The sequence below is a fragment of the Mucilaginibacter sabulilitoris genome (assembly GCF_034262375.1).
GTDB lineage: Bacteria > Bacteroidota > Bacteroidia > Sphingobacteriales > Sphingobacteriaceae > Mucilaginibacter > Mucilaginibacter sabulilitoris.
The window spans coordinates 1,819,047-1,836,446 of the sequence record NZ_CP139558.1 but is presented as its reverse complement, the minus strand read 5'-3'; the positions used below and the strand labels follow the sequence as shown (position 1 = coordinate 1,836,446).

Below are 17,400 nucleotides of genomic sequence, written 5' to 3'. Positions count from 1 at the left end.
TTCCAAATGTGCAGATAAGCTGATGTACGTATTTGAAATTGGCACTGTACGATTCTATTTTTATTGTTTCTTCTCTATTTATTATATTTTATATTTTATTCTAACTGGTTGATGTATTGCGTGATACTTGATTTAGAGGATCGCTTGATTTTACAAATCCTTAAATCTTCACATCTACAACATATCTTTAAACTGTTTCTCCAATTCCTCCATATCATCAAAGTGATTTTTCACTCCGTTTATTTCCTGGTATTTTTCGTGGCCTTTGCCGGCTACTAAAATGATGTCACCAGGGTTAGCCAACATACAAGCTGTTTTAATAGCCTCTCGCCTGTCAATTATACTTACCGTGTGCCTTTTAAAGGCTGGGTCCACCCCTTCTTCCATATCCTTTATAATCTGTGAGGGGTCTTCCGAACGGGGATTATCAGAAGTTAATATCACCTTATCACTTGACTCGCTGGCCACACGTGCCATAATAGGGCGTTTGGTTTTATCCCTGTCGCCACCACAACCAATTACGGTTATTACCTTTTCATTACCCTTGCGTATATCATGAATTGTGCTCAGCACGTTTTGTACCGCATCAGGCGTGTGGGCATAGTCAACTATACCTATTACCTTGTTAGGGGCAACTATATATTCAAAACGACCTTCAGCACCTGTTAACTTGCTCAGGCTGGTTAATACCTTTGCCTTATCCTGTTCCAATAACATGGCGGTAGCATAAACTGCCAATAAATTGTAGGCGTTAAACGTGCCTACCATTTTAAACCATACCTCTTCGTTATCAATATGCAGCAGCAGGCCACCAAACTGGTTTTCCAGTATACGAGCCTTATAATCGGCCATGGTTTTAAGTCCGTATGATTTTTTGTGGGCCTGCGTATTTTGCAGCATCACGTTGCCGTTTTTATCATCAGTATTGGTAAGTGCAAACGCGCTTTTAGGCAAACCATCAAAAAACGCTTTCTTGGCTTTCAGATAGCTGTCAAATGTTTTATGATAATCTAAATGATCATGTGTAAGATTAGTGAATATACCCCCCGAAAAATGCAGGTTAGCAATACGGTGCTGTGCAACCGCGTGTGAGCTCACTTCCATAAAACAATAGTCGCAGCCCTGCGCCACCATTTCGTCCAGCAAACGGTTAAGTTCGATAGGATCGGGAGTGGTATGCGTAGATGGAATTACCTTATCATTGATTTGATTTTCGACGGTTGAAAGTAACCCGCATTTGTAACCCAGGTCGCGAAATAATTGGTAAAGCAAGGTTGCAACCGTAGTTTTACCGTTAGTACCGGTTACCCCAACCAATTTTAATTGCTTGGACGGATTATCATGGAAGTTAGCAGCAACAATACTTAACGCTTTGCCCGAATCGGCTACCATCAGAAAGTCGACCTCCGCTGCTGTACGAGCTGGCAGCTCTTCGCAAATAACAGCAATAGCACCGTTTTTAATGGCCTGATCAATATAATCATGTCCATCAACCAATGTACCCTTAACAGCAACAAACAATGATCCGGGCTTTACCTGCCGCGAATCAAAAGTTACGGAAGTAATTTCCACATCGGCGCTTCCCTGCAATTCGGTGAAGGCCAGCCCATCCAATATTTCGCTTAAATACTTCATTCCAGTTCTATTGTTATGCGTGAACCCTTTGGTATTAAACTGCCGCCGGTAACCGATTGTGTAGTTACCGTACCACTGCCGCGTACCGTTACTTTATAACCTGCATTTCCTAAAACATATAAGGCATCACTAAGCCCCATTCCGGTTACTGCCGGAACCGTACCGTTTTTATATTTCACTTCTTCAAAAGGAATACCGTTACTGGTATCAATCCCATTGCCCCGGGCATTTGCCGATGCGTACAATGGCTTTACGCCCAATTTGGTATAAACTCTTTTTAGTGCCTTTAAATTACCCTGCTTCACTTTTGGCAGGCTTGTATTACCTACCAGGTGTGTTGCCGGGGTCTGGTTTATCTCCATATCATTGGCATAAACCCTGTCTGCTACTTCCCTGAAAACCGGACCAGCTACTTTAGCTGCCAGGTAAACACCATCAGTTGGATTATTGATCACCACAATCATGGAGTATTTAGGATGATCTGCCGGAAAATATCCGCAGAATGAGGCCTGGTATGTTTTATGAGCGGTGTAGCCTTTTCTTCCGTCGGCAATCTGTGCAGTACCGGTCTTACCGGCCACACTATACAGGTTGTTTTTGATCACGTTTTTTCCGGTACCGTTGAGCACTACCCCTTCAAGCATCCCTCTTACTTTACCCAATGTAGCATCTGAACATACTTTTTCATTAATTACCCGGGCCTGAAACTGCTCAATAGGATTACCCAGCCGGCGTATCTCCCGCACAAAAATGGGCGCTATCATTTTACCATTGTTAGCCACCGAATTATAATAAGCCAGCATTTGCAACGGTGTAAGGTTCATTTCGTAGCCATAGGCCATTTCGGGCAGGGTATAGTTTTTATTCCAGCTACGGTTTGATGGGTTCTTGATTACTGGTTTGCCTTCGCCGGCAATTTGCAGATCCAGTTTCTCATTTAAATGATAGCTGTAAAGCTTATTGATATACTCCCAAGGGTTACCACTATAATATCTGGTAACCAGTTTGGCCGCTGCTACGTTTGAGGATTCTTCAAAGGCGCGTTTAACGCTCATTTCGTAATTGTCGTGTTCGGTATCGGTAATGGTTGGCCCTTTCGGAAATTTATATCTCCCTCCATCGGCATTTATAATACTACTGGTATCAATTTTATGCTGATCAAGCAGTGTCATGTACGAAGCCAGCTTAAAAGTTGAACCCGGATCAATGGCATTACTGATGGCGTAGTTCATTTTCTCCTCGTAATCGCCGTCTTTGTTACGGGTAAAATTGGCAATAGCGCGAATCTCACCGGTTGATACTTCCATCAGCACCACACAACCATGGTCGGCCTCACTTTTTATAAGTTGCTTTTTAAGGGCATCCTGGGCTACATCCTGAAAATTCACGTTGATGGTTGATATAATATCGGCGCCGTCTTTTGCTGCTATCTCATCATCGTCATTATTCACGGGCATCCAGATACCTCCGGGTATGCGCTGCATTAAACGCCTTCCGTTTTCGCCATTGATATAAGACGAATAGGCCCCTTCAAGGCCAACAGGATTTTTAACATTCTCATTTTTATAACCAATGGTACGTGCGGCTAGTGAGCGGAAAGGCCGTATACGCTTATTCTGCTGCAGTACTATTAAACAGTTTTTTGTTTTCCTGTTTTTAAACATCGGAAACTCTTTTATCTTTTTCAATTCCTGATAAGATACCCTGCGACGTAAAAGCTGGTAACGTGAGCCCTCTCTGCGTGCATCGCGCAATATCCTGGAGTATTCGCGGGCCGACCTGTCGCCATACATTTTTGACAGGTTTGCCGCAAGCAAATCAATATTATCATTAAAAACGCTATCTTCAGCTATACCACCTGCCAGCATATCCATGTGCAGCTCATACTCCGGTACTGATGTGGCCAACAAACTGCCGTCAACAGAAAAAATATTGCCGCGTGCCGCCTCAACATCCCTGTATTGCGCAGACATACTCACAGCCATGGCTTTCCATTTTTCACCCTGCACAAACTGTACACGACAAAGCTGCACCACAACAGCAAACGCAAATAACAATATTAGCCCGAAAGCGATATACACCCGCAGCAGAATGTTGGTTCTAATTCCCATCCCGTACTTCCTCCTCTACTGTTATTTTTTGAGGAGGCTCAACCGATTGCCTCACCCCAAGGGTATCGGCACGTTTGGCTACCTCTGTTAATGTGCTTTTAAAAGCCATGTCGGCTTTTGCTGTTTTATAATCCCAGCCCCGTTCTTTTACTTCTTTATTCAGATCATCAATGTCACGTATCGTTTTCTCGGCCAGGTGCATATTAGCTATGTATATCATACCCAGCAAAGCCAGGTATAGCACAAATGGCAGCGCACTGGTAGCCCGCTCTGTTGAGAGAATGCCTTTGGTGAAAAGCTGGGTGAAAAAATTATCAGGAATTTCCCTTACTGGTTTTTCCTCAACGATAAGATTTTCTTCCGCTTCTTCATCCTCCCGAATTTCTGTACGCAAACGATTTGTCATTTTTTTACAGCTATTCTTAATTTAGCGCTCCGTGCCCTGTTATTATTACTTATTTCATCTGCTGATGCTGTTATAGCCCCGCGGCTTATGGCGTCAAACGGCCTGTTATCATTACCATATAAGTCTTTTTCCAGCTCTCCGCTGAACTTACCCTTGGCTATAAAATTTTTAACCAGCCTGTCTTCAAGCGAATGGTATGACATTACCACCAGCCTGCCACCAACAGCCAATACTTCGGCCGATTGGGTTAAAAAATCTTTCAGGGCTTCCAGCTCCTGGTTAACCTCTATACGTAATGCCTGGAATACCTGTGCCAGGTATTTATTTTCTTTACCCTTAGGAATACGGTTGCTTATCGCATTTTTCAGATCGGCAATGGTCACTATCGGCGCGTTCAAACGTGCGGTCACAATAGTTTCGGCCAGTGATTTAGCGTTTTGTATTTCACCGTAAATACCAAAAATGCGGTGCAGTTCGGCAGCAGTATAATTATTTACCACATCCTTAGCGGTAAGCTCACCCAATTGATTCATCCTCATATCAAGTTCGGCATCAAAACGAATGGAGAACCCCCGTTCGGCCTGATCAAACTGATAGGACGAAACACCCAGATCTGCTAGTATGCCATCGGCCGGGATAGCCCCGTGTAAACGGCAAAAGTTCTTGAGATAGCGGAAATTCTGGTCAACAAAAACAAAACGCTCATCATCAATTAAATTCTGCTGAGCGTCTGCATCCTGATCAAAAGCTACCAGAGTACCCTTATCACCCAAATGCTTTAATATCTCGCGCGAATGTCCACCCCCGCCAAAAGTCACATCCACGTAGGTGCCATCCTTTTGAATGTTAAGGCCATCAATGCATTCCTGCAACATTACCGGTACGTGATACTCACTCATCTCCCCTCCCTGCTTTACTTCCTAATACCTTTTGTGCCAATGCCGCAAAATCTTTTGGCATTTTAAGGTAGGTAGACTTATATACTTCCGCATCCCAAACTTCAACCTTATTCAACTGGCAGGTTAACATCACATCTGATTTAATACCCGCATGCTCCAGTAAAAACTTAGGTATTAAAACCCTCCCGGCAGCATCAAGTGTAAGTTCTGTAGCCCCACTGGTAAAATACCTTATAAAGTCAGCGCTATCTTCGTCAAATTCATTAAGTTTACCCAGTTCATCCAGCCTTTTATCCCATTGGGATTTAGTATAGATAACGAGGTTGTTTTTAAAGCCACAATTGATCACAATGCCCTCTGTTTCAATTTCCGGAAGCTTTTTTTTGAGCCCAGCAGGTATCATCATCCTTGATTTAGGATCCAGCTTGCATTCAAAATTTCCGGTTAAATAAGGCATTTTCAGTCTATGGCATAATTCAATAGGTAAAAGTAAAGTACTTTTACCACTTTCTACCACTTTTTACCACCAAAAAGTTTTCAACATTCTTTTGGGTGCCTCTGCTATACGGGTAAACCAGATGGTTACTGATTACCGGGAAAGTTGAGTCGCGTCAAACAAAAGAAATTTTCTTTGATGTGAGTCGCGTCAAAAAAAATCAGAATTATTGCCAAACAAATATGAAAAAGCGAATTGTGACCTCTTTTTTAAAATATCGTATAATCTGCCATTCTTTCGTTAAGCAACCAATCCCAAACGTGTAGCGAGGCTGTCCGGTGACATGGAATAAATCGAACTGAGGTACGAGGGAGAATTTATGCCGTGAAAGCACTTTACTGGTGTAGCGAACAGGGAACTTCGCTGTTATGAAAGATAGCGATGCTTCTTCAATGTTTGTTATGAGGTATTGCCTTTCAAAAAATTAAACTTTAAGAAAAACAGAACACACTTAGTAAACGACAACTATACTTTGCACTCATAATATCCATCTTTATCTAATAAGCGAATATATAACCCTTCTGTACCCTTGATGACCAATAAAAGAAAATTAGTATGAAGTTTATTGTTTTTAAACTGATCCTTCAGCATATGCAAATCAGTATACGATGGAGTTGGGTATCGTTCAGGGTGTGTATGCCACTCGCCTAAATAGGTCAACTGACCATTACTATTATAAAATTCGTAATCCAAAATAATTTGCGCGCTGACCTTGTTCCGTTCAAAGTTTGTACGTGATGCTCTATCCAGCGATGTCGGGACTGAAACCTTTAAAATATTGATTTCATCATTAATAATCTTCCCTAACAATATTCCGCCGGCCTCGGGATCTTTACGGTTATACTGAGTGAATTTTTCTAAAATATCTCGGGGCTGCGTGAAGCACAAGCGATGCGAGCATACATTTGGGGGATGAAGTAATTGCCATTAATCACCATCCTATTGATAGTATTGAAAAAGCGCTTTTTAAGTATGTACCAACAGATGGTGACATAGAAACTAGCAAAGAACAACTACTAACCGGCAGTATGGCCTTTAATATATATTATTATTTATTCCTGGAGCGCCCGGAAGCGTTTGTTATTACTTTTAAAACCACCCGGGGAATGAAATAATTTGCCTGGAACACATCGAAATTATATTTTGTTAATTTTAATTAATTGGAATTATATTCCGTATATTTACCAATATCGAAATATAAATCTAAATGAAAACAATACACCGTCTCATTATTTTGCAGGTATTCTTATTAGTCCAGTTATCCGTATTTAGTTGTGGCCAAAACGAGCAGCACACAACTATTAATATCAGTAAATTGAAAACTGGAAATAAGAAATATACGGCACTATTTAAAAAAGATAGTGCCAGCCTGACCCTTTCAATTAATTCTTACGGCAAGGCTACGGGCCATCTTCTTATAAGTTATTATGAAAGTAATCCAATGGCGGTTAGCAAATCTACAGATGGCAACATCGTTAACGGTACATTTAAAGGTGACACCCTATTTGCAGACTATAACTTTAAAAGTGACGGAAACGAAACAATCTGGAACTCCAATCCAATCGTACTGTTGCATAAAGGCGATACATTGATCATGGGATCGGGCAGGATATTGAGCTATTTAGGAAGAAACTATTTTGACCCTAATACTAATATCGATTTTAAAAGAAGCAGATTTCGTTTTGTTCCTGCAGAAGCGAAAAAATAAGTCATTCGAGGTTACGTGAGGTCAGGAAAGGTTTCTCTTTATCGCAATCACTTGCTTTGAAACATAACCTATCCACGAAGTGTCGTGTCGTCAATTGTATAAGATAAAACAAATTAATTGATTTTCAAATAACTAATCTCATAAAACTCTTCATTTTTGAGCCTTATTTAAATAATTTACAATAAAATTTGTAAATATTAATAATTATTCAATATGATTTTTACATATCAATAAGTTATAAGTTTGTAAGAGCGATCTCGTTTTAATATTTCAAATGGATACATATACTTTCCATATCAATACCTGCGACCTGGCTCTTTTTGGTACGATCTTTATCGCGCTCACCTTTATCCTGCTTTTATGGTTCACCAAAAGGACAAACCTGGCTGCAAACCGGTTTTTAGCCCTGGCAATAGTTACGATTGTTTTGTGGATAGTCCGGATATTGGGCATAGACATCGGGCTGTCAACTTACATTACTAATTGGAGCCGGCTGCCGCTGCAATTTTCGCTTGCTTTTGGCCCTCTTATTTTCTCTTACGTGCTTAAAATAACTCGGCCGGAATATAAATTCCGATCTAAAGATCTGCTGCATTTTAGTCCGTTGCTGCTGGAATTGGGTGCCCAGGCATTGGAAGTTAGGGATAGTATAAATACCGGTGCAGCTACTTATGAAACGCCGGCCTTTCAGCAACTGAATCCGGTATTCCAATTACTGGCGTTTGTTTCGGTCACAATTTACCTTTACCTGGCGCATAGGCAAATAGGAAGCTTTTACCGTGGGTTGAAATTTAATGGAGGCGATCGCTATCGGAACGAGCTGCTATGGTTGGATCGCTCACTTAACGCATTCAGTATGCTATGGTTACTATGGATACCTTTTACAGCTGTTAACTATTTTTTTTACCATGATAAATCAGGGGAACAGTATTATTTTCCTTTGTACCTCCTTTTTATATCCCTGATCATTTGGATTGCTGCAAAGAGCCATTTAAAAGCAGAAACTTTTGAGAAGACGGATACTACCGTAAAGCCATTATTACCGGCAGATCTGAAGCAAAAAGGCTCCTGGTTAAAAATGGAAATAAAGGAAAAAGGGTACTACCGGGATGCAGAATTAAGCCTAAGCTCTCTTGCTCAAAAACTTGGATTGCATACCCATGAAGTATCCCGGATTATTAATACAGTTTTCAAAAAAAGCTTTAATGATTTCATCAATGAATATCGTGTTCGCGAGGTTGCGCTCAAAATGCAGGAGCCATCTTATGATCATATCACGCTGCTTGGTCTTGCGTATGAGTCAGGCTTTAATTCACAAAGCAGCTTTCATCGTATTTTTAAGCAATTTACAGGTAAAACCCCTTTGGAGTACAAAAACAACCTTCAAAAAGTTCTCCCATCTTATAACTTGAGAGGTTTTACCAAACCGATGCCGCTAATATTGAACCATGTAAACCTCACGGGGTGGACGCACAAAAAATTAACCGGCACCTTTATGACAAAAAACTTTTTTAGAATTGCATTCCGCGGATTTTGGAAACATAGGTTATTTACACTGATAAACATTATCGGTTTATCCATCGGTATAAGCGCTTTCCTGGCCATTTACTTTGTGGTACACTACGATTTTACGTTTGATAAATTTCATAAGGACAGCGACCGGATTTACCGCGTTGTGATGAACATGTCATTTCAGGGACACATAAACTATTCGAGTGGCGTACCCGGCCCACTGGCTGAGGCGATTAAAAGCCAGGCCACCGGAATAGAGGAGATCACGCCACTACGTACGCTGTCGCCTCATTTTGTTTATGCAGACAAAGATAAAAGTGCGCAAAAGCGCTTTAAAGACCCAGACAGAATAACACTTGCCGATCAGCAATATTTTAAAATTTTTAATTATAAATGGCTTGCAGGCTCATCAAAACACGCCCTTGATGCACCCAATCAGGTAGTATTAACATCCCAACAAGCCAAGCGTTACTTCCCCTCATTATCCTATCATGAAATGATTGGTAAAGTAGTTACTTATGATACCCTTAAGACAACGGTTAGCGGCGTAGTTGAAACGTTTACCGAAAATAGCGACTTTACCTTTCACGACTTTATTTCCTTTAGTACCGCCACAACTGATAAACGTTTAGCCGCTGATCTGTCTATAGACAATTGGGGTAGAATCAATTCTGGCTCGCAGGTTATTGTAAAGCTCACGCGGCGAACCCCGGCAGCCGGGGTTGTAAAACAGAGCAATACTATTTTCAGGAAACATCATACGCCGCCAGCCGAAACAAAAGTGCCTGCCCCCATCGTGAATCTGGCCTTGCAGCCATTGGAGGATATTCATTTCAATCCAGACTATAATATTTTTAATTTCTCATCGCCAGCCAACAAAACAACACTTTACGGATTATTGGCCAGCGCTATTTTTTTGTTATTGCTGGCATGTATCAATTATGTAAATTTAACTACCGCCCAGGCCGCCCAAAGAGCAAAAGAAATTGGGATACTCAAAACACTGGGCAGCAGCCGGATACAATTAGTGGTTCAGTTTTTAGGCGAAACATTTATTATAACATGCTTTGCGGTTTGCATATCGATGTTGCTTGCGCCAATTATTTTAAAAATGTTTGCCAAGGTAATATCCCCGGATATTCATGCCAATATACTAAGGCCGGATGTCATACTCTTCCTGCTGATTTTAACTATTGTAATCAGTATTTTGTCGGGTTTTTATCCCGCAATTGTGTTATCGAGCTATAAGCCGGCATCGGTACTAAAAAATCAGGTGCAGGGCAATAGCAATAAAACGCGAAACGCGTGGCTCCGTAAATCGCTTACGGTTTCGCAGTTTGTTGTAGCCCAATTTTTTATAATGGCTACCATTTTGGTAAGCCAACAAATTTATTACGCCTTACATAAAAACCTCGGGTTTAAAAAGGATGCCATTTTGGTTATCAATACGCCCTGGCAAACCAGTAAAGCCAGCAGTAACCAGATACTGCTGAACGAACTTAGGTCGATGCCCCAGGTTGCCCTTGTGGGTTTGGGTAATGACCCACCTTCAGCTGATGGATTTAATAGGACACGCATTACTTATGACGATGGAAAAAAACAAATAACAACAGAAGAAGTGATAGTTAAGTCTGGTGATGAAAACTACATCAAAATATACCAACTAAAATTGCTTGCCGGCAGAAACATAACCGAAGCCGACACTGGGAAAGCCATTATCATTAACAATACTTACGCTAAATTATTAGGATTTAATAACCCGAATGATGCTATCGGAAAGCAGTTGAGCTGGTTTGCAATTAAAGGCCGGAATTTAAATATTATTGGCGTTGTTGCCGACTTTAATCAGCGGTCGTTGCATTCCGCCATTTATCCATCAATCATAACATCGGGCAGTCCGATCCCTGGGCCAATGATGACGTTACATGTTAGTTTGAAACCTGAAACCGCAGGCGGTAATGAGTGGAAAACCGCAATTGCAAATATGGGAAAGGCTTGGAAGAAGGCTTATCCCGACGATGATTTCGACTTAAATTGCTTTTTTTATGATGATATGATAGCTAGATTCTACGATCAGGAACAACACACATCAACCCTGCTCAGCTGGGCAACGGGTTTATCGATATTGATTAGCTGCCTGGGACTATTAGGCCTTGCCATTTACACCACCAATCAACGGACAAAGGAAATTGGCATACGTAAGGTATTTGGTGCGAGCGTTACTCAAATAGTAACCCTGCTATCAACCGAACTGATATCGCTTATTTTACTCGCCTTTGTCATAGTAACACCGATTGCATGGTATGCTGTAAATAAATGGATGGAAGGCTTTGCCGACCACGTAGCTATTAGCTGGTGGGTATTTATTATCAGTGGCGCAGGGATGCTGCTAACAGGATTATTTACCTTAAGTTTCCGAACCATTAGGGCTGGTATGGCAAACCCGGTAAACAGTTTGCGAAATGAATAAATTGGTAAGATGAGGGTAATCATGCTTACATGGCTTTTGTTAAAGGATATAATATTTTAAAGTCCTAAAGATCAAACCTATCATAAACATGCAGTTCCCCAAAACCATCCATCACGGGACCGGCTTCTCTATAGATCAAAAAATAATATTATATCTTATTTAAAACACTGTTATGAAGCAAAATATAATAGCCTTCGTGTTTACGCTATTATTGGTCTATGCCACTATAATTATTGGCTGCAGCAATAATAATCCTAATATAGTTAAGCATAATGGTGAAAAGGATCTGATCTCTTTTAAATCAATAGAAGGGATTAGCTACACTGAGATAAATCGTCGCCAAAAAAATGGTCTTTCATTTAGTGAGTATGGTTATCAGTTAGAACCTCAATGGAAAGTAAATTTTGTTTCGGATGATTCGGTAAGTATATATAGCCCCGGTAAAAAACGCTTTTTGAATTTTCCGCTAACACGGGGGTATGATTCTGTTTTTAACACCGCCAGAACCTGGCTAAAAGTAAAAAAGATGAGTAAAGACAGCCTCGTGCTGGAAATGCTTAAAGCCCAAAATGATAGTGTCGATATTAGAGGCGCTGGAATTTATATGACCTTTTACGCTGATAATTATGTGAAAAATGTGCTTCGAAGTGATATAATTACACTTAGGCATGCAAGTCGAAAAGACAGTTTGTTTATCAAATCATTAGTAACTAAAGCTAATAGCGACTTAAAAAAGGCTTTTGCGGCAAGACAACCAGTTGCGTTTATAAGTAAGAGTCCGTCGGTAAATGTAGAAAAATGGAAAGCGGAAGGAAATCTCTTGAATAATTTCGATACCTCTGATGATTACTTTAATCCAACCTTTAATATTACTATCAATAAAGCATACGCAAATTTTTATTATTCATTTTCTGTATATGTTGATGAGAAAGGGCAAATGTATTATGGAGAACCCTTAATTGCCTTTCTGGGTGAGTCACTCAGGGAAAGTTATATTCATGAATCACAGGATGTTATGAATAGTTATCTTAAATATTATTTGCAGGTAATTCCAGGAAAAACGTTAAATATGCCTCACACAAGCCTAATAAATATTCACGTTGAGGGAAAAGCAAAGCCTTAAAATAAAGACTAACTTTTTTTCAATCTCCCGAATAATGGTTGGATACAACGATAAATAATAAAAGACATTATTTGTTTTAAACAAGATGACATAATTTATTTTAAACAATACATGATGCTCCCAGATTTCAAAGTTCGAATGATTTTTTATAGTAAGGTTATTCATAATTGACATGATAATATTAGGAGTGACTTAAAATACACCTCAATTATATAATAATCATATAATTACATAAAAAATATCGCAAATTGTAAAAATTCACAATTTGTTTGAACCACATAAACGGTCAAAAAGTTGACTACATCGTATATAAACGACGATTTCAGCGTAAAAGGCAATTTTTTGAAATTCACATTTTGTTTGAACCGACTCAGAAGTTTAATACCTAAACATGACTTTACAATATTTTACATAAAACAAATGGTTTTATACAGCCTTCAGATTTTATGTGTAACTAATTGAACAATAATTGTAACCGTCTCTGAAAGTATTAAAAGCTATTTTTAGCATTATAAGCATATCCAGCCTAATTAAATACTCATCCCAATCTTTATTTAGGCATTAATTAAAGCGTTAAGTACTTTTGTAGGTTTTACAAAGTTTATTACAGGAGTAAATCATTCGCGGGTTAGATAGATGCAAAACGTTACCGATAAATACCATAAACTGATAAAGGATGATGACAAGCACCTGAATCCGCTGTTTGATATGAAGCAGGTTCCTAAAAGGTCATATCAACTTGGCCTAGCAGCTTTATTTACCGGTATTGGCATTTCTATTTATGATTCTTATATCGGCCTGTATGTTTCATCCTTTCTGGTGGCCTGTTTTTGTTTCGCCATTTTGATGTTCATTTTATTAAAATATAACGATGTAATTAAAAACCTTACCATTTCAATCATATTCCTGATATGCAGTTTATTAATTATTTCGGCGGCTATTGAAGGTTTGCAATCCGAGCAGTTCCTGTATTTTTTCCCTATGCTTACTGCTGTGCCTATTATAGTTGATCTGAAACAAACCAAATACCGCGAATCATTTATATACATTTCCATTATTATAATATCGGCAGGTATTTGCACCCTTATTGGCGTATACGTAACACCATTGCAGGATTTTAGCCCCGATCAGATAGGTAAACTGGCCCTTGTTAACCGGGTGGTCGCCATTTTTTCGACTATTGTATTTGCCGTAGCCTACATTTTTTTTGAGAAGAAATACATCAATGAACTTATGGAACAAAGTCAACGGGTAATTGATACAAGAACCCAGTTTTTGGCTACCATGGGGCATGAACTGCGTACACCTTTAAATGGAATAATTGGCGTAATAAACCTGCTTAAACAAGACCATACCCCTTCACAGCATGAAGAGTATATACAGGTACTAAAATATTGCTCAGACCACATGCTGCACCAGGTGAACAATATTCTTGATTTTAATAAGATAGAAGCCAACAAGCTCGAGATTCATCCTGTTGAGCTTAACCTGCGGCAACTTTTACTAAATGCAGGCATGCCCTTTACCGCACTTTCCCGGGAAAAAGGACTGAACTTAAAAATAGAGATAGACAATGGCCTGGACAAACTGGTACTTGCCGATGATTTGCGCCTTATACAAATATTTAATAACCTGCTTTCAAATGCTATAAAATTTACCGATAGCGGTTATATTGAACTAAGGGCCGTGCGTAAAAGCCAAAATGAACAATTTACAGAGGTAATTTTTAGCGTTAAGGATACCGGTATTGGCATTAGTGAAGAGGATCAGGTTAAAATATTTGATAGCTTTTGGCAGGTTTATGACCCTGCCACCAGAAACCTGAATGGAACAGGATTAGGACTTACTATATGTGTAAGGCTGTTAGAATTAATGAACAGTAAACTTAACCTTGTTAGTGAAAGGGGAATTGGCAGTACCTTTAGTTTCGATATTAAATTTAACAATGCCGGCAAGCTGGAACAACCTTTAGCAGTGCAGGCCAAAACAGATGATTCTTTAACAGGAATAAGAGTTTTACTGGTAGAAGATAATCAGATCAATATGATGGTGGCAAAGAAATGCTTGTCGGATTTTAAAGCCAATATTACCTGTGTATATAACGGACAAGAAGCGCTTGATGAGCTAAAAAAGGATCAGGCATACCACATTATTTTAATGGATCTGGAAATGCCGGTAATGAACGGTTACACTGCCATATTTGAAGTAAAAAAATTGTACCCCGCAATGCCTGTTATAGCCTTTACCGCTTCGCTGGTAGATGAGAAAATGCTGGCAGACCTGATTGAAAGCGGTTTTGCCGATTGCCTGTCAAAACCTTTCCAGCCGGTGGAATTATTGTCAAGTATTCAAAAACAACTTCTAAACTACCCTTTCCTTGCAGATAATGCCGGATAAAGGCAGCTATTATTGGCCTTGGGCTTTTATTTTCCTAACTATTTCGTTACAAAGTAATTAATGCTATCAATGTATTCATAGTCTCATTATATTAGCTACATAAACCTCTTTTATAATGAAAAAGCTACTCCTGTTGGCTATGGTTACTTTGCTTACCATAACCTTTGTTAATGCCCAGCCGGGCCAAACCCAGATAACCCGCTGGCAATACGGCCGTAATGGCGCGGTATCCATCACCTGGGACGATGGCTCCATTAACCAGTTTAAGGTGGCATTACCATTATTGAACAGGCTGAAACTGCCTGCTACTTTTTTTATCATCACCGGGCAGATACCAGGCTCACAATATCAGGGTAAGTTTATTGGCCGGCCTGTAAAGGACATTATTAAGGAAACAGCTACCATACCAACCAATAAAGATAATTTTTTTGAGCGCGCTTCGGCCGCAGGTTATCTCGGCCTGATCGGTCCTCTTGATTATCATTACAAAGCCGGATCATTGATAGACGCCGGCAAAACCGACGCTGCCTATAAGGCCATTGACGAATGCTATGCCAAAGTACGCGCCGGCGAGTTCAAACCTGGTATACAGCATAATGATGAATACAGAGACTCACATGGCACCACCTGGGCCCAAGTTAAAACTTATGCCGCCCCGGGAATGCATGAGTTTGCCAGCCACATGGTAACCCATCCCCGTCTGGCCGCTCTTGACGAAACCAACCTGATGTATGAGGCCCAAAAAAGCCGTCTTGATGTTTTAAATCATTTGGGGCTAAAATACACTTTCAGTGCCGAAGGCCCATTTGGTACCGAGAATGAACGGGCGGTGGCGTACCTGGCCAAAGTTTATCCGGCCCTGCGTAACCGCATGCCCGAACCATGGTTAAAAGAAATCAGCCGCGGCAACAAGGATACTCCAGGCAATACCGACAAAGAGTATGTGCAATATCAACGAGGGGCAACTACAAAAACACCCCTATCCATGATGAAAGCCTGGGTTGATACCACTATGAACAGGCATGATACCTGGCTGGTGCTTACCCATCATGGTGTTGATGGTATTGGCTGGGAGGCCTTACCTCATCAGGAGCTTGACGAATACTTTAGCTATATTAAAACCCACCAGGACAAACTTTGGGTAGCCACCTTTGGCGATGTAACCAAATACATGCGCGAAAGACAAAGCGCTAAAGTGCAAAGCAGTTTAAGCGGCAATAAAGTAACTGTAAAAGTTAGCCATCCGCTTAATAAAGTTTTTTATACTGTTCCGCTTACGCTTAAAACCTATGTACCTGCCGGCTGGAAAAAAGCGACTGCCGTACAGGGCGGTAAAAAACAAACGGTTACTACCGCAACCGACAACAAGGGAACCTATACTTTGTACCAGATTAATGCCAATGGCTTGCCGCTTGTTTTAACAGGAGCTTAACGCCCCGACTATTAATCAAAGGTTACAGTATCAGGGCCTGATTTTTTTGATATATGACAACTGCATCCGCCGGCAATTTTTAAAACAGCGGTTTTGGTTTGATTTGTTTCTGAACTGGTGGCAGTTATGCTTACATCATCTCCGTCAGTAGAAAAATCCTTGATGTTTTCATCTGCGGCTATGTATATGTATCCTGTGAAAATATCAACATTTGGAGGGTATTTTACGGGGGCTAAAGGTTTATTTGTACGTAAATTAATCATTTTAATATCTTTAACCTGCGCGGGTTTATTCTGCTTATCCTTAAAAGCAATTCCGATATAAGCATATTCGGTCGTGCAGGTTTGTGTCCCGCACCCGTTTTTTTGTTTGTTACTACTGCATGCCGAAATACAGGCAATTATTAAAAGCAGGAGAGGTACTTTCTTTATCATAATCAAGGTTTTATATCAATTACGGAATCTGATTTTTAAACGCTACAGAAACTTTAACAACAATTGCATTTTTCAATAAAAACACTTATTTTCAGGTAGTTAAACACCAACCATGTCTTTCTGGAAAAAGAATCCCGCACCCGTCACCTTCACAGGCATAACGTTAAAGGCCGATTTGCGCGTGCATGAAGCAAACAAAGCCGAAGCTTTTCAGGGTATGCGGGCTTACCATACTTCAGAGCTCAATCATAAAAAGGATGCTATTTCAATTTTTCAAACATTAATAACCAGCGTAGCAATTATTTATACGGGTTTAATTGCCGGTGTTTACAATAATGTAATTGATGATCTTACTCCCATTACCATTCTTGGCTGGGTAGTATTCATTGTTCTGGTCATATGCTCCTGTATAATTACTAATTATTCCAATAAAAAGATCAGTAAGGATAATGCCAGGTATAACAAATATGTGGCGGAATATATTTGGGAGCGCGAAATAATTCACCTTGAGGAAGACCTGTTGAATGTAGGATACAAATCCTATTGGGCCGACTTCAAAGAAAACCTGTCAGAAAAACCTAAAACCGGGTACAGCTATACCAAAAAAATTATTATAGGCTTAAATATTATAGTTTGTTTAATAGGTTTAACGGGGGCTGCCATTTTACAAATAGCATCAACATACACTAAACGCAACGCTGCCAAGCCAACACATGTGATTGTTGATACCCCAATAAAAATTAAACAGTAATTCAACAATATTTAGCCCGGAAGCAG

Annotated in this window: 14 protein-coding genes; 7 read left to right on the top strand and 7 right to left on the bottom strand. The window is 40.0% G+C overall.

Translation table 11 applies throughout. From position 1 onward, the window contains the following. Positions 1–174 precede the first annotated feature (174 nt). From SNE25_RS07910 to SNE25_RS31830, 6 genes are all read right to left on the bottom strand, one after another. Complete coding sequence (locus SNE25_RS07910; RefSeq protein WP_321564557.1) at positions 175–1,635, bottom strand: UDP-N-acetylmuramoyl-L-alanyl-D-glutamate--2,6-diaminopimelate ligase; 1,461 nt, start codon at positions 1,633–1,635, stop codon at positions 175–177. Further along, a complete protein-coding gene (locus SNE25_RS07905; protein WP_321564556.1) occupies positions 1,632–3,746 on the bottom strand; it encodes a penicillin-binding protein in 2,115 nt (704 codons plus the stop codon). The genes SNE25_RS07910 and SNE25_RS07905 overlap by 4 nt, the downstream gene beginning before the upstream one ends. Then, positions 3,736–4,152 carry an FtsL-like putative cell division protein gene (locus SNE25_RS07900; protein WP_321564555.1) on the bottom strand — a complete coding sequence of 139 codons (417 nt, stop codon included), beginning with the start codon at positions 4,150–4,152 and terminating at the stop codon, positions 3,736–3,738. Before SNE25_RS07900 ends, SNE25_RS07905 begins: the two co-directional genes overlap by 11 nt. Beyond that, positions 4,149–5,051, bottom strand: a complete 903-nt coding sequence (gene rsmH / locus SNE25_RS07895) for a 16S rRNA (cytosine(1402)-N(4))-methyltransferase RsmH (RefSeq protein WP_321564554.1) — start codon at positions 5,049–5,051, stop codon at positions 4,149–4,151. Before rsmH ends, SNE25_RS07900 begins: the two co-directional genes overlap by 4 nt. Beyond that, positions 5,044–5,508, bottom strand: a complete 465-nt coding sequence (locus tag SNE25_RS07890; protein WP_321564553.1) for a division/cell wall cluster transcriptional repressor MraZ — start codon at positions 5,506–5,508, stop codon at positions 5,044–5,046. The genes rsmH and SNE25_RS07890 overlap by 8 nt, the downstream gene beginning before the upstream one ends. A 504-nt stretch (positions 5,509–6,012) precedes the next feature. After that, complete coding sequence (locus SNE25_RS31830; RefSeq protein ID WP_407666996.1) at positions 6,013–6,435, bottom strand: Mov34/MPN/PAD-1 family protein; 423 nt, start codon at positions 6,433–6,435, stop codon at positions 6,013–6,015. Positions 6,436–6,452: 17 nt separating this feature from the next. On the opposite strand from SNE25_RS31830, the gene SNE25_RS07885 reads away from it, so the two are divergent. The 6 genes from SNE25_RS07885 to SNE25_RS07860 all read left to right on the top strand — a co-directional run bounded on the left by SNE25_RS07885 (position 6,453) and on the right by SNE25_RS07860 (position 16,189). After that, entirely contained in the window at positions 6,453–6,662 is a 210-nt protein-coding gene (locus SNE25_RS07885) for a hypothetical protein (protein ID WP_321564552.1), read from the top strand. Between the two features lie 92 nt (positions 6,663–6,754). Beyond that, a complete protein-coding gene (locus SNE25_RS07880; RefSeq protein WP_321564551.1) occupies positions 6,755–7,255 on the top strand; it encodes a hypothetical protein in 501 nt (166 codons plus the stop codon). 274 nt (positions 7,256–7,529) lie between these two features. Further along, positions 7,530–11,237: an ABC transporter permease gene (locus tag SNE25_RS07875; protein ID WP_321564550.1), complete on the top strand. Its 3,708-nt coding sequence runs from the start codon at positions 7,530–7,532 to the stop codon at positions 11,235–11,237. 172 nt (positions 11,238–11,409) lie between these two features. Then, positions 11,410–12,360, top strand: coding sequence for a hypothetical protein (locus SNE25_RS07870; protein ID WP_321564549.1), 951 nt, complete (start codon positions 11,410–11,412; stop codon positions 12,358–12,360). A 636-nt stretch (positions 12,361–12,996) separates the two neighbouring features. Next, a complete protein-coding gene (locus SNE25_RS07865; RefSeq protein ID WP_321564548.1) occupies positions 12,997–14,757 on the top strand; it encodes an ATP-binding response regulator in 1,761 nt (586 codons plus the stop codon). 115 nt (positions 14,758–14,872) lie between these two features. Beyond that, entirely contained in the window at positions 14,873–16,189 is a 1,317-nt protein-coding gene (locus SNE25_RS07860) for a polysaccharide deacetylase family protein (protein WP_321564547.1), read from the top strand. 11 nt (positions 16,190–16,200) lie between these two features. On the opposite strand, the gene SNE25_RS07855 is transcribed toward SNE25_RS07860, so the two are convergent. Then, positions 16,201–16,623, bottom strand: a complete 423-nt coding sequence (locus SNE25_RS07855) for a ubiquitin family protein (protein ID WP_321564546.1) — start codon at positions 16,621–16,623, stop codon at positions 16,201–16,203. A gap of 112 nt (positions 16,624–16,735) precedes the next feature. Between SNE25_RS07855 and SNE25_RS07850 the strand changes: the two genes are divergently transcribed. Then, a complete protein-coding gene (locus SNE25_RS07850; RefSeq protein ID WP_321564545.1) occupies positions 16,736–17,374 on the top strand; it encodes a hypothetical protein in 639 nt (212 codons plus the stop codon). Positions 17,375–17,400 lie beyond the last annotated feature (26 nt).

Bases quoted from the DNA above. Each gene is read 5' to 3' on its own strand.
- SNE25_RS07855 (WP_321564546.1), bottom strand. From the start codon at position 16,623: ATGATAAAGAAAGTACCTCTCCTGCTTTTAATAATTGCCTGTATTTCG.
- rsmH (WP_321564554.1), bottom strand. From the start codon at position 5,051: ATGAGTGAGTATCACGTACCGGTAATGTTGCAGGAATGCATTGATGGC.
- SNE25_RS07900 (WP_321564555.1), bottom strand. From the start codon at position 4,152: ATGACAAATCGTTTGCGTACAGAAATTCGGGAGGATGAAGAAGCGGAA.
- SNE25_RS07875 (WP_321564550.1), top strand. From the start codon at position 7,530: ATGGATACATATACTTTCCATATCAATACCTGCGACCTGGCTCTTTTT.
- SNE25_RS07880 (WP_321564551.1), top strand. From the start codon at position 6,755: ATGAAAACAATACACCGTCTCATTATTTTGCAGGTATTCTTATTAGTC.
- SNE25_RS07905 (WP_321564556.1), bottom strand. From the start codon at position 3,746: ATGGGAATTAGAACCAACATTCTGCTGCGGGTGTATATCGCTTTCGGG.
- SNE25_RS07860 (WP_321564547.1), top strand. From the start codon at position 14,873: ATGAAAAAGCTACTCCTGTTGGCTATGGTTACTTTGCTTACCATAACC.
- SNE25_RS07870 (WP_321564549.1), top strand. From the start codon at position 11,410: ATGAAGCAAAATATAATAGCCTTCGTGTTTACGCTATTATTGGTCTAT.
- SNE25_RS07890 (WP_321564553.1), bottom strand. From the start codon at position 5,508: ATGCCTTATTTAACCGGAAATTTTGAATGCAAGCTGGATCCTAAATCA.
- SNE25_RS07865 (WP_321564548.1), top strand. From the start codon at position 12,997: ATGCAAAACGTTACCGATAAATACCATAAACTGATAAAGGATGATGAC.
- SNE25_RS07910 (WP_321564557.1), bottom strand. From the start codon at position 1,635: ATGAAGTATTTAAGCGAAATATTGGATGGGCTGGCCTTCACCGAATTG.
- SNE25_RS07850 (WP_321564545.1), top strand. From the start codon at position 16,736: ATGTCTTTCTGGAAAAAGAATCCCGCACCCGTCACCTTCACAGGCATA.